12 protein-coding genes are annotated in these 11,934 nt (G+C 47.8%); 4 read left to right on the top strand and 8 right to left on the bottom strand.

The features are described 5' to 3' along the window. Positions 1 to 393 precede the first annotated feature (393 nt). Complete coding sequence (locus L0660_RS23995) at positions 394 to 579, top strand: hypothetical protein (protein WP_026630238.1); 186 nt, start codon at positions 394 to 396, stop codon at positions 577 to 579. 200 nt (positions 580 to 779) lie between these two features. On the opposite strand, the gene L0660_RS23990 is transcribed toward L0660_RS23995, so the two are convergent. The 4 genes from L0660_RS23990 to L0660_RS23975 are packed head-to-tail and all read right to left on the bottom strand — an operon-like array spanning position 780 to position 5,301. Then, complete coding sequence (locus L0660_RS23990) at positions 780 to 1,562, bottom strand: SDR family NAD(P)-dependent oxidoreductase (RefSeq protein ID WP_235161820.1); 783 nt, start codon at positions 1,560 to 1,562, stop codon at positions 780 to 782. A 3-nt stretch (positions 1,563 to 1,565) separates the two neighbouring features. Further along, positions 1,566 to 2,432: an esterase family protein gene (locus tag L0660_RS23985; protein WP_235161710.1), complete on the bottom strand. Its 867-nt coding sequence runs from the start codon at positions 2,430 to 2,432 to the stop codon at positions 1,566 to 1,568. Positions 2,433 to 2,486: 54 nt separating this feature from the next. Then, positions 2,487 to 3,911, bottom strand: a complete 1,425-nt coding sequence (locus tag L0660_RS23980; RefSeq protein ID WP_235161708.1) for an SDR family oxidoreductase — start codon at positions 3,909 to 3,911, stop codon at positions 2,487 to 2,489. Between the two features lie 10 nt (positions 3,912 to 3,921). Next, positions 3,922 to 5,301, bottom strand: coding sequence for a Gfo/Idh/MocA family protein (locus L0660_RS23975; protein WP_233796161.1), 1,380 nt, complete (start codon positions 5,299 to 5,301; stop codon positions 3,922 to 3,924). Positions 5,302 to 5,393: 92 nt separating this feature from the next. On the opposite strand from L0660_RS23975, the gene L0660_RS23970 reads away from it, so the two are divergent. Further along, positions 5,394 to 5,876 (top strand): DinB family protein, encoded by a 483-nt coding sequence (locus tag L0660_RS23970; RefSeq protein WP_233796160.1) that lies wholly within the window; start codon positions 5,394 to 5,396, stop codon positions 5,874 to 5,876. Between the two features lie 30 nt (positions 5,877 to 5,906). Here the strand turns inward: L0660_RS23970 and L0660_RS23965 are convergent, their stop codons facing one another. Then, complete coding sequence (locus L0660_RS23965) at positions 5,907 to 6,542, bottom strand: DUF1080 domain-containing protein (protein ID WP_310589645.1); 636 nt, start codon at positions 6,540 to 6,542, stop codon at positions 5,907 to 5,909. 202 nt (positions 6,543 to 6,744) lie between these two features. Here L0660_RS23965 and L0660_RS23960 point away from each other — a divergent pair, with 202 nt between their 5' ends. Next, positions 6,745 to 8,802 carry a PAS domain-containing protein gene (locus L0660_RS23960; protein WP_235161707.1) on the top strand — a complete coding sequence of 686 codons (2,058 nt, stop codon included), beginning with the start codon at positions 6,745 to 6,747 and terminating at the stop codon, positions 8,800 to 8,802. Between the two features lie 18 nt (positions 8,803 to 8,820). Here L0660_RS23960 and L0660_RS23955 read toward each other — a convergent pair whose 3' ends face one another. Then, positions 8,821 to 9,111 carry a GNAT family N-acetyltransferase gene (locus L0660_RS23955; protein ID WP_233796158.1) on the bottom strand — a complete coding sequence of 97 codons (291 nt, stop codon included), beginning with the start codon at positions 9,109 to 9,111 and terminating at the stop codon, positions 8,821 to 8,823. A 171-nt stretch (positions 9,112 to 9,282) separates the two neighbouring features. Between L0660_RS23955 and L0660_RS23950 the strand changes: the two genes are divergently transcribed. After that, on the top strand, positions 9,283 to 9,804 hold the full coding sequence (locus L0660_RS23950) for a hypothetical protein (protein ID WP_235161706.1): 522 nt from the start codon (positions 9,283 to 9,285) through the stop codon (positions 9,802 to 9,804). On the opposite strand, the gene L0660_RS23945 is transcribed toward L0660_RS23950, so the two are convergent. Together L0660_RS23945 and L0660_RS23940 are read right to left on the bottom strand one after the other, a co-directional pair. Further along, positions 9,801 to 10,715 carry a sugar phosphate isomerase/epimerase gene (locus tag L0660_RS23945; protein WP_235161705.1) on the bottom strand — a complete coding sequence of 305 codons (915 nt, stop codon included), beginning with the start codon at positions 10,713 to 10,715 and terminating at the stop codon, positions 9,801 to 9,803. The genes L0660_RS23950 and L0660_RS23945 overlap by 4 nt on opposite strands. 77 nt (positions 10,716 to 10,792) lie before the next feature. Then, on the bottom strand, positions 10,793 to 11,932 hold the full coding sequence (locus L0660_RS23940; RefSeq protein WP_235161704.1) for a glycoside hydrolase family 5 protein: 1,140 nt from the start codon (positions 11,930 to 11,932) through the stop codon (positions 10,793 to 10,795). Positions 11,933 to 11,934: the final 2 nt, after the last annotated feature.

The raw sequence follows: 11,934 nt of genomic DNA, 5'->3' as shown, positions 1-11,934 counted from the left end.
ACAAGCATTCCTGCTTTCTGACTATGTTTTCTTCGAAAATAACCATAGGTTACTTTACGTATAGTCGCAAACAGTGTCTTTCGGACACTTAAATATTGTTTATTTCATAGATTGTTACAAAAATTTGATTTTCGATGGTGCCTTCACTAAACCAATTTCAACACTTTTCATGGCCATCCGTCGGCGCATCGCCGCATAGAAGAGAGCAAAAGAACATTCCGCCCGGTAATTCATATAACACCAAGCGAATTGTTTTTATTATGTTTTAAAAGAAAATATTTACATAACGTTATAAGCAGCGCTGATAGGGAGTTTGAGAAAGAGAATTTAAATTTGCAGCGGAGATAAAGGAAACCAGGAATTAATATTCACACATTACAAAAGCATCTGTCAATGAAAAATCAACCAAATGATATCCAATCCCTGAACACACCGCTTAACGGAGGAATTGCTTGCGGTCTTCTTTTAGGCGTAGTGGGAGGTCCGATAGGCGCGCTGTTCGGCGTCATCCTGGGAGCAACCGCGGGATTTTATTATGACAAAAAAGAAAACTCCCGAAAAAACGACGCTGTTAGTTAAAAGAAACAACGACGTCATATAGTCTTATACACACATTATAAATGGACAAGTATTTAACCGCATTAGTGGTCCCAATTATCATGGCGCTCAGCTAAAAACTCGCAAAGATCACCCTGGCCCAATCAACGCCTTGCAACACAACACAAGCCCGGCCACCGGTCATTCACTCATTCTGTCATTCACTCATTCTGTCATTCCTTTCAATGCGCCGTCCACCCTCCGTCGACTGTCATTATCGACCCAACCATATAGCTGGATGCTTCGCTGGCCAGGAAGATGGCGGCTCCCTGGATTTCCTGCAGATTGCCCCAGCGCTGCAATGCGGTGGCGCCGATGATGATGTCGCGGGCTTCGTCGCTGTCGGCGATGGGGATGTTCATTTCGGTGAGGAACGGGCCGGGACAGATCGCGTTGACATTGATGTTGAAAGGCGCAAGTTCCATCGCTAGTGCACGGGTCATTTGTACGACTGCTCCCTTACTGGCCGTGTATGGCGTTCTGTTGGCTAGCCCTACCAGCCCCAGCGTGCTGGCCAGATTGATGATCTTACCGCTTTTCTGCTGCTTCATGATGGGTGTAACGGCACGCGATGCGAGCCACGTGCCGTTTACATTTACATCCATAACCCGGTTAAAATCTGCCGGCGAAAGCTCATCGATCGGCCCGCGTATATTGATACCCGCACTGTTGATCAGGATATCAATCTTACCAAAAGCCGCTATCACAAATTTTACCATGGCCTCCGTTTGTTCCAGGCTGGTAATGTCCGCCGGGAATGAGGTTATCCGCGTTCCGAATGAGCGCAATTCTTCCGCGCTCTTTTCGGCATCGGCTGCATTGCGGTTCACTAGCACAATATCGGCTCCGGCAGAAGCCAGCCCGGCAGCCATAGCCAGGCCAAGCCCTTTTGAGCCGCCGGTGATCACGGCTACTTTTCCTGTCAGGTCAAATAGCTTGATTCCTGGTAAATCTGAAACCGACATCATTTAGTACTGATGAAACGACTGTGATACGAATTCGAGCACTTTGGGCAATGACTCTCTCCAATAGGTCCAGTTATGCGCACCATCGCGGATCCTGAATTCATGCGGGATTTCCTTTTTCTTCATTGCAATGTGAACCAGGCTGTTGCCTTCGTACAGGAAGTCATCGTCGCCGCAATCAATGTACCAGCGAACGGCTTTTTTCTGATCGTCTTTGATGTTGTTGATCAATGCCAGGGCGCTGTGCCGGTTGTAATAATTGGTCACTGTGGAATCCTGAATGTCGGGGTTGGCATTGTTGCGCTGTAAATTCTTTTTCGCGTCCTCCACCGTGATCGGGCCGGCTGCTGCGCTCAATGGGCAGGCCGACGAAAAGAGTTCGGGATGGTGCAACGCATACATGAAAGTACCTCCTCCTCCCATCGAAAGTCCGGATATAGCCCTGAATTTCTTGTTGGCCTTGATCCTGAACTTTTTCTCCACATGCGGCATCAGTTCCTGAAAAAAGAAATCTTCATAGTTCCAGTCGCCTTTTACATCATTGAAATAACCCCTTCTTCCCGTGTCTGCGTCCGGCATAACGATGATCATGGGCGTTGCGGAACCTTCGCGGATGGCTTTGTCGGTAATGTTAAGGACTTCGCCAAACTGGACCCAGCCGGTGTGGTCGTCGCCGGCACCGTGCAGCAGGTAAAGCACAGGATAGCTTCTTTCTGACGTCGCGTAATCGGGCGGCAGGTAAATGGCGTATTTTCTTTCCGATTTGAGGAGCTTACTGGGAACTGATAAATTATCCATTACCTTGCCCGTTTGGGCAAATGTGGGAACCGCCAGCATAGCCAGCAGAAAAGTAGCGTAAATCTTGCGCATAGATCCGGGTTGATTTGGTTTAAAAAATCCTTCGGACTAAAAAGTAACCGCGCATCACACTTTACCCGCAATGTTTGTAATCATTCCTTTAAAAATGAATGCATGAAAAGGAAGCACCGAGTACCAGTATAACCTTCCCGCCAAGCCAAGGGGGCGAAATGTGGCCGTTTGCTTCAAAACATTGTTTTCATCGAGGCAAAATTCCAGCCAGGCTTCGCCGGGAAGCTTCATTTCTGCGTATAGCAAAAGACGCTTTTCTTCTTTGTTAGCAAGTAGCACCCGCCAGAAATCGAGCGGATCGCCCGGATAGATTTGCTCGGGATGCCTTCTCCCCCGCCGCAGTCCTACCCCGCCCGTAACCTTGTCCAGAAACCCGCGTATCTCCCAAAGCCAGGTTCCATAATACCAGCCGGTTTTGCCGCCGATGGACCAGATCCTTTTCAACACATACTCGGGATCGTCGATTTTAAGTTCTCTTTTATCAATAAAACAGCCGTTGGTAGGCACTTGCATGTAACTGGAAATGCCTTTGGAAAGTGCCGCACTGCTTTGTGCGCCCGTCCAGCTGGATAAAACCTGATTCTGCTCTATTTTATCAAATGCCAGACTGATCGCTTTTTCATAGCCAATAAGCTCAATGTGAAGCTTTTCCGCGAGATCATTCGGTCGGCAGACGACTTTGACCTTCATGCTGTGCACAAGGTTTTTAGCGAGGGAATAAGAGGTAGAAGTGACAAAATAGAGCCAGTAGGACGATAATTTGGGTGTCATAACAGGCACCACCAGAATGCGTCGTTTCAACCCACGGACTTCTGCAAATTTCAGCAGCATCTGTTTGTAAGTCAATATGTCCGGGCCGCCTATGTCGAAACTTTTCCCATAGGTTTCTTCCAAAAGCAAGGTGCCGGTCAGGAAATCGACGACATTACGGATGGCTATGGGCTGACATTGCGTATGCAACCAGCGCGGCGTGATCATAACCGGCAGTTTTTCGACAAGATCTCTGATAATTTCAAAAGAAGCGCTGCCCGAACCGACAATGATGCCCGCACGCAATGTTGTCAATGCATAATGTTCGGATTTCAGGATCTCCTCGACGTTTTTGCGGGAGAGCAAATGTTTGGAAAGATCTTCTTCATTGATAATGCCGCTCAGATAAATGACCTGCCGGGCTTGCGTTTCTTCAACTCTTTGCTTGAAATGCGTGGCAGTGGTTTCTTCCAGTTTCTCAAAATCCTCCCCGCCGCCCGTAGACATGGAGTGGATCAGATAATAGGCGGCGTCGATGTCATCCGGGATGTTAGCAAGCGTCTCTACACGCAAAAAGTCCACTTCCAAAACAGTTGCGTCAGGGAACTGCGGCGCATTGAAACGCTGCTTATCCCTGACGCAACAAAATACTTCATGCCCTGCTTCCAGCAGCACCGGCAGTAATCGCTGTGCAATGTATCCGGTGGCACCCGTCAGTAGGATTTTCATTCAGTTTGATTTATTTCTTTTTAACCTTCATCGCAACGGGGTCCCAGTTGATGATTTTTTTGGAAAAATAACTTTCATTACAAGCCAAAACAGGCGCTGCGGCGCGGAAACCGAAAATAGGGTCTTCAATTGTTCCTACGCTTCCTTTTTTGATGTTGTCAAAAAAATCGGCGAAATGGTTGGCATGCGCATCGTCCTCTTTCGGGGCTGTGAACTTTACTTCTTTTACCGGCTCGGCCTTGCGGGTGTCTTCCGGATATTGGGCATCATATTGTTTTTTAAAAGCCTGCTGTTCGCTTTCCGAGAACGTGTTATAACTGTCGTATCCCCCGAAACCAGGCGCTTTTGGGAGCTTTTTCTTGGTTAGTACCAAATTATTTTCTGTAAATTCTATCTGCCCTTCGGTTCCGATGATACGCGTGTTGTTCGCGATCGCACCAGCATTAGCAAAGTTCACGCGCAGCACCATCTGGAAGTTAGCGTGAATGTCTGTTTTTGGGTAATCCAAAATGGAAACCAGCACATCCGGCACGTCACGGCCATCTTTCCAGTAACTCAGCTCGCCTGACGACATAATGCGTTCGGGCCCTAGGGAATTAGTAACAAAATGCACGCCAGTGATCAAATGCACAAACAAATCCCCGCCTACGCCTGTCCCGTAATCCCGGTAATTTCTCCATCTGAAAAAGCGCTTGGCCTCAAACGGAACTTTGGGCGCATCGCCCAGGAATTGGTCCCAATCCAATGTGGTCTGCGACGCATCCGTCGGAATCGAATAATTCCAGGCCCCTATGGAGTTAAAACGGTCATTATTAGACTCTACATAATTGATCTCCCCGATTTCGCCTGCCTGGAAAAGCCTTTTAGCTTCCTTAAAAGAAGCAGAACTAATGCGCTGGCTGCCGATCTGCATGGTCTTGCCCGATTTTTTCCAGGCGTCGATCACAGAAAGGCCTTCGTTAATGTGGTGCACCATTGGTTTTTCACAATAAACATGCTTGCCGGCCTGCAATGACGCTTTGGTAATATGGTCATGCCAATGGTCCGGCGTTACGATCAGGACTGCGTCAATGTCTTTTCTTTCCAGGATCTGACGATGGTCACGTGTTGTAAAAATATCTTTTCCGAAAACCTCTTTTACCCGGGCCAGCCTGCCGTCGTACAGGTCTGCCGCAGCAACGAACTCTGCATCGGGCGCGCCTCTCAATGCAGCTTTCGTATCCTGGTGGCCCTGGATTCCCATCCCGATCGTCGCAAAACGGATCTTATCATTGGGGCTGATCTTTTTGAGGTCTTTGATAATGTTGAAAGGCTTGGCAATGCTTTCAGTAGCTAACAAAGCGGAGGCCGCCGTTACGTTCCTGAGAAATTTCCGTCGGGTAGGATTCATATTAAATATGACTAAAATGTTACATTGTGATGATTCCACTAAAATAAGGAATAAATGTTTGTCGAACCACAACGATCTTCTATTTACAATTTATGGACAACTCGCAACGAAAAAAACTTGTAGATGAGCTTATCGGCCTCATTGAAAAAGGAAACGCACACGTCAGTTTCAAGGATTCGGTGGATGGGTTACCGCCGGAATTACGCACCGTTATCCCGGAAAATCTGCCATACAGCATTTGGCAATTGGTTGAACACATCAGGATTGCCCAGCAGGACATTGTCGATTTTTCCGCTTCTGCCGACAGTCCTTCGCTCGCCTGGCCGGACGATTACTGGGTGGAGCCAACCGAACAAATCAGCGATGAGGAATGGAATCATTCGTTGAAGCAAATTGAAGCAGATCAGCAGCGTTTTCAAGCGCTTTTGGAAGACGAGAAACACGATCTTTTTACGCCGCTGCCCTGGGGAACCGGGCAAAGCCTCCTACGCGAAGCCATGCTTATCGCCGATCACAATGCCTATCACACCGCCGAAATAGTGGTTGCAAGACGATTACTGAAAAGCTGGAAATAAGACCAAAGCCACGTCCCCAGCGGCGTGGCTTCATAATTCTTCTATAAAAATATCTTTATAATAAACCTTTGCTTTTCCGCCACCGTGGATTTGTAACCCGATGAGCCCCTGCTGAGGAATGGATTTGTCCGGCTCGGTATAATCCACAGTCTGCTTACCATTGAGCATAATCCTGATACGGCCGTTTTCACTCCGCACCTGATAGTCATTCCAATCGTTCAGCTTAACCAGTTTGAGCACTTCCGCCGAATCGGGCGCGATGAGGGTTTTGTTCCTGCGGGATTCATCATAAAGGCTTGCCCAAAACTTTTCTCCCAGATCTGCCTGATAACCAATCATTTCATAGGACGGATCCTTCGATCGCACACTATGAAACTGAACACCTGTATTAATGAAGCCATCATGCCCCGTTAGTTTGAATTTCAGGTTTAGTATAAAGTTTGAATAGGTCTTTTTGGTAACTAAAAATTCATTGTGCGGCACCGTTTCTTCCAGCGAACCACCAGCGATTGTGCCGTTCTCTATCTTCCAGGTCTTCACCGTATCGCCCTCCCAGCCGCTGAATGTTTTGCCGTCAAACAGCGAAACTTTCTTCTTCTGGGGCACCATTGCTATAAATGTTACCAGCATAACTGATAGAAACAGGCATAATGATGTTTTTAACATAACGCAGATATAATGTTGGATCTCGGATAAAAGTCTGCCCGCTATGGACTTTACTATATAGGGTCCGGCTGCAATCCGAAAATGAGTTAGGAACGTAGCTGTTTATTATTCGTGACACGAATGCGCAAATGCCTGTTTGGCTAATGCTTTGTCATTAATATGATTATTTTTACGGATAAAATGTATTCAGGCATCGGGGAAAATGAACACCAAACCGAACTTAAATAACAATAAATTAATGGGGGATTTGTCGGAAGAATTGCAGTCCGAAGTGGCAAGACTGGAAAGTGAAGCCAATTTGCAATTTGCGCTGGGGGCCGCGCAGCTGGGCGTCTGGAATATGAACCCGGATACCGGGGAAGTTTACTTTGATGAAAGATGCAGAGAACTGTACGGAAATCCCCCCGAAGAGATATTAAATTTTGAGAGCCTGATCCTGCACATTCATTTCGAGGATCGGGAAAAAGTGACCAGTGCCATCAGTGATGCGCTCGACCCGAATAAGAGGCTCACCTATGATGTGCGTTACAGAACGGTTGGAGCGGCGGACAATCGATTGCGCTGGCTGCATTGCACAGGGAAAGCTTATTTTACACCCGAAGGGACGCCTTACCGGTTTTCAGGTGTGTCCCGCAATGTTACCGATGAAATATCCAACCGGGAAAGAGTGGCCTGGGCCGATCAGCAGGCTGCCATGACGATCGAAGGCTCCGGTGCGGGTTCATTTTTGGTGACGCTTGCAACCGATGAGATCATTTATTCCCCTACCATGTCACGCATCATTACGGGCAGGGACAACAATACAGATTCGCGTGAGGTGTTTATCCGGCATGTACACCCGGAAGATGCCGATAAGCGCCTCAACGCGTATAAGGTTGCCTCTGCAACCGGTCAGCTGCGGTATGAAGCGCGTTTTGTATGGCACGACAAGTCTGTACATTGGGTGCGGGTAATCGGACAATATCTTTTTGACAGCACCGGAAAAGCCGTGTCGCTTTCGGGCGTGGTTATGGACATTACGGACCGTATCGAGGCCGAAAATATCATCAGGACCAGCGAAGAACATTTGCGCACATTGATTGAGCAGGCGCCTGTGGCTACTTCCCTATTTGTAGGCAGGGAAATGATCATTGAGCTTCCGAACGAGGCGATGTTAAAAATCTGGGGAAAAGGTAACACTGTGATCGGCAAGCCATTACACGAAGCGCTTCCAGAACTGCAAAGCCAGCCGTTCTTTAAAATCCTGAGTGAAGTTTTTGAAACAGGGGTGCCATATGCAGCTTCGGGAAGCCGGGCGGACCTCGTCATGAACGGTGTCCTCGAAACTTTCTACTTCGACTTTACCTACAAGCCGCTCCGGAATTCGAAAGGTGAAATCTATGCAATTCTTGATATGGCAGTAGACGTGACCGAGCAGGTGAAATCGCGACAGGCTTTGGAGCAAAGCGAAGAGCGTTATCGTCAGCTGGTTAATGAGTTGGAACAAAGAGTACAAAAGCGAACCGAGGAATTGCACCAAGCCAATCAGGAGCTTTTGAACTCGAATAGCAACTTGCAGCAATTCGCCTATGCGGCAAGTCATGACATGCAGGAGCCGTTGCGTAAAATCCTGTCGTTCAGCTCACGTTTGCAGACTGTTTACGGCAATTCATTCGATGAGAACGGCATTTTCATGCTGAACCGGATCCAGGATGCTTCCAAAAGAATGTCGAGTATGATCGATGATTTGCTGGCATATTCCAGGCTGACCACACGTGACAGCGCTTTTGAGCCTGTTGACCTGGATAAAATCGTTTCATCCGTGATTGCAGATCTTGAATTCTCTATTGAGGAACAGAAATCCGACATTAAGATAGGGCCATTACCAACCGTTTGGGGTAATGCCTCGCAGCTGACCCAGCTTGTGCAAAATTTGCTAAGCAATGCGATCAAATACAGGAAGCAGGATGTGCCGTCGGTGATCGAAATTTTGGCCAGGGATGTGGACGCTGCCGAACTTGCAGAGTTGCCGCGCTTGTTTTCAGAGCATCATTACACCCGTTTTGAAGTCCGCGATAACGGGATCGGCTTTGACGAAAAATATCTGGACCGTATTTTCCAAATGTTCCAGCGCTTGCACGGACGCGGTGAATTTTCCGGCTCGGGAATCGGGCTTGCGCTATGTAAAAAAGTTGTCCAGAACCATCACGGTTACATTACGGCCAAAAGCGAGCTGGAAGTGGGATCCACTTTCATTGTTTACCTGCCTGTTCCAAATTAAAACACAAAACATCCCGGCTTATTTCCGCCAGACGTCCTGGAACTCGTCGGGATGTTTTTTGAACTGGACATGCACATATTCACACAGCGGAACCACTTGCAGATTCTGTTTGCGCGCATAACCTACCATTTCATCGAGCATTAACTTCGCATATCCTTTCCCGGACATGTTTTCGTCAACTTCGGTGTGGTAAACCGTTAAAGCCGTGTCGCTGACGCCAACGACCATTTCCCCAATCTGCTTGCCCTCTTCCTCGATATAAAACGCGCCTCTCTTGCGTTCGTCCAGCCTTAATTTTACTTCAATCATATTTTTGTCTGATAAACCAAAAAATCCAGGATAACGGCCGGTAAATAATTGTTCCTGCCGTTCGCCGACAAATTGACCCATATTCAAGTAAAAACCAAATATGTCGTCGTGAATCTGAAATTTCTTCTCCCTACTTTATCTATTCTTTAAGCACACTAACAAAACACCGCTATGCTATTCAAGCTTCTTTTTCCATCCTTATTTTTAACCGGTGCCTATTTTTTATTCCGCAGCATTACCAGGATCGTGCAAGTTTATGCCGGACCCAAAATCGAATTTTCTGCAAAAACCGCTACTAATACAATTAAGATAGATCAGGGCGGTGATTATGAAATCGCGTATAAGCGGCCGTCACTGACCGGCGTCATTCCGTCAAACTGCACATTTACACTAATTAAGGATGCCGACCAGCGGGAATTGCAAGTTGTGTCTGCGCTCAATATGCTTGGAATGCGTAAGGACTTGTCAGGCAACCGTGTTGTGCCGATTGCAGAATTCAACATTGCCGAGCCGGGCACCTACACATTGCGTACAACCGAGTCTGTAGGCTTCAAAGAAGGCGATAAATTGTTGATAACACCCAAAACGGGCTCGAAGGGATTTCTTGCCATATTCGCAATCATTATCTCTGCAATTGCAACCATCGCAGGACTGGTTCTTAGCATTCTGGCCTGGATGAATAAGTTTGGTTAAACGCCTTCGGTCACTTTTTTCATCTTGGCCAGGCCCGTTTTTGCCACAAGCAATGCATCCTGCGCATAGTAATCTTTGTTGAAAACCTCAAAGGAAAGGATAACAGGCCGTTCCGGATTTTTCAGGGATTTTAACAGATCTTTCAGCGGCGCGACACCATCACCTGCATATACGCGGTCTGCGTCTGTGATCGTTTCCCGCGGAGGCGTTGCGGGATAATCATTAATATGGAATATCTCAACCAAAGGTTTGCCAACATCCTTCACAGCATCCATTCCCGAGCCACCTTTATGCAAATGGTAAACGTCCATCAGCAAGCGCGCCGAAGGGTGCCCCGACTCCACTGCTACATACAGGATCTCTCCTACCCGGCTGAGATTTTTGGAAAAACCCCAGAGTTCAAGGTGCGGCACGACGCCAGTTTTATCCCCTAATTCAAGAATAGTCCGGTAACGTTCTGCCACTTTTGCCAGGTCCAGCGAATCGCCGGTGGTTGCACCCATAGGCGGTGCCGCAATGCGCGGGCAGCCGATTTGTGCAAGCTGGTCCATCTCCACTTTAAGCTGCTCAATCGCCTTGGAACGCGCCGATTCGTCGTCCACGATCCAGGTTGCGAAGCCGATGGCATCTTCCACCTTAATGCCAAGATCATTGATGATCTTTTTAGCATCCTGCAATGTCCCACCTGTTTTCAGGTAATCCTGCAATGTATTAATCCAAATTTCGACAGACCCGAACCCGGCTTTTGCAGCCACTTCCAGCTCCTTCCTGAAACCAAGCTTATGCCCACGCAACGTGCTCATATTCAAAGAATAAATAAAAGGTTGTTCTTTGCTTTTAGCGGCTTCGGCAGGCAAAATCCCTGCACCGGAAACGGCAAGGATAGAAGATAGAGCGGTTCTGCGGTTCATGAAGAATTGACTGAAATTAACGAATGGTTTACAAGAAAAGCTGCAACAGGCGTTTTTTTACCGACTCAGGATACAATTTAGTATTTCATCATTAAGGTCAACAATTTCCTGTCGAGCTTGTGGCCATGCCAGTCTTCGTAGGCTACATCGTCACGGCGGGAATCCAGTACGCCGAAATCGCCCATAAATTCCCATAAGGAGAAACCGATTCCGTTGGACGTTAGAATGTCGAGCACATCGCCGAACCAGGCAAGGAAAACGGCATGCGGGGTTTTGTTCCAGCAGCCACATTCGCCGCAATGTACACCTACTCCCTTCCCTACCATATCGATCCAGGGTTTGTAAAAGCTTTCGAGCATGGCTCGGCTCAGATATTTGTCGCCTACCTGTCCCGGCCATTTCGGTTCGGGAAGATTATCCGGATCTTTGTTCGCCCAGGGCGCTTTGTAATGTGAGATAATGCCCGGATGATAACCCCGGCAGCTTTGTGCAATGTCCAGATCGGCGATTTCCGGAATAACCGAACTGCCCACATCGTTGCCATCGGCAATGATCAGGTGCATGGCATTTTCCCTGCGGATCGCTTCCGAAGCTGCTATGGCCAGTTTGCGATAAACGGCTCCCGGCACAGACGATCTTTTGGAATGCTGATCGTTCATGTCCTCGCGCATGCTAGGCTCATTCAGGAGATCGAAGCTTATTTTTTTGTTGGACACATTCTTGTAACGCTTCGCCCACATGTTCCAGTGAAAGCAAAAGGCATCCAACGCTTTCTGATCCGTCCACAAGTTATAAGGCTCATGAAAACCTGCGTTAACACAGTAACCCGGCGCTCTATGCAGGTTGAGACTGACGTGAATGTTGTATTTATGTGCCGTTGTAACAAGCTTATCGATGCGCTCAACCGCTTGCTCATCAATCTGATAAACTTCTTCGGGCGTAATGTTCCGGCTGCGGTCGAACTTTACATATGCAGGATAAGCCATCGGAATCCTGACAAAATCAAAACCCCAATCGCTCATCCATTTAAATTGTTCCTCGGTTGTCGGCTTCCGGCTGGAACCGGGATCTGGTGAAAAAAAATCGAGCAGATTGAAGCCTTTCCATTTGGGCAGTTTGTTTTTCGCGTTCTGCGTTTTGAATGAGAAGCCACTCGAAACGGCCGCACCTGCTGCTACGCTGACAGCCGTATTTTTAATAAAAGTCCTGCGATGCATGT

It is taken from the genome of Dyadobacter sp. CY351 (genome assembly GCF_021502625.1).
Taxonomy (GTDB): domain Bacteria; phylum Bacteroidota; class Bacteroidia; order Cytophagales; family Spirosomataceae; genus Dyadobacter; species Dyadobacter chenhuakuii.
This window is presented reverse-complemented; position numbering and strand designations above follow the sequence as displayed.

What these genes read in the sequence shown, in the direction of transcription:
- L0660_RS23945 (WP_235161705.1), bottom strand. Translation starts at nt 10,715, where the DNA reads ATGAACCGCAGAACCGCTCTATCTTCTATCCTTGCCGTTTCCGGTGCA.
- L0660_RS23970 (WP_233796160.1), top strand. Translation starts at nt 5,394, where the DNA reads ATGGACAACTCGCAACGAAAAAAACTTGTAGATGAGCTTATCGGCCTC.
- L0660_RS23940 (WP_235161704.1), bottom strand. Translation starts at nt 11,932, where the DNA reads ATGCATCGCAGGACTTTTATTAAAAATACGGCTGTCAGCGTAGCAGCA.
- L0660_RS23960 (WP_235161707.1), top strand. Translation starts at nt 6,745, where the DNA reads ATGAACACCAAACCGAACTTAAATAACAATAAATTAATGGGGGATTTG.
- L0660_RS23955 (WP_233796158.1), bottom strand. Translation starts at nt 9,111, where the DNA reads ATGATTGAAGTAAAATTAAGGCTGGACGAACGCAAGAGAGGCGCGTTT.
- L0660_RS23985 (WP_235161710.1), bottom strand. Translation starts at nt 2,432, where the DNA reads ATGCGCAAGATTTACGCTACTTTTCTGCTGGCTATGCTGGCGGTTCCC.
- L0660_RS23950 (WP_235161706.1), top strand. Translation starts at nt 9,283, where the DNA reads ATGCTATTCAAGCTTCTTTTTCCATCCTTATTTTTAACCGGTGCCTAT.
- L0660_RS23995 (WP_026630238.1), top strand. Translation starts at nt 394, where the DNA reads ATGAAAAATCAACCAAATGATATCCAATCCCTGAACACACCGCTTAAC.
- L0660_RS23965 (WP_310589645.1), bottom strand. Translation starts at nt 6,542, where the DNA reads ATGTTAAAAACATCATTATGCCTGTTTCTATCAGTTATGCTGGTAACA.
- L0660_RS23975 (WP_233796161.1), bottom strand. Translation starts at nt 5,301, where the DNA reads ATGAATCCTACCCGACGGAAATTTCTCAGGAACGTAACGGCGGCCTCC.
- L0660_RS23990 (WP_235161820.1), bottom strand. Translation starts at nt 1,562, where the DNA reads ATGTCGGTTTCAGATTTACCAGGAATCAAGCTATTTGACCTGACAGGA.
- L0660_RS23980 (WP_235161708.1), bottom strand. Translation starts at nt 3,911, where the DNA reads ATGAAAATCCTACTGACGGGTGCCACCGGATACATTGCACAGCGATTA.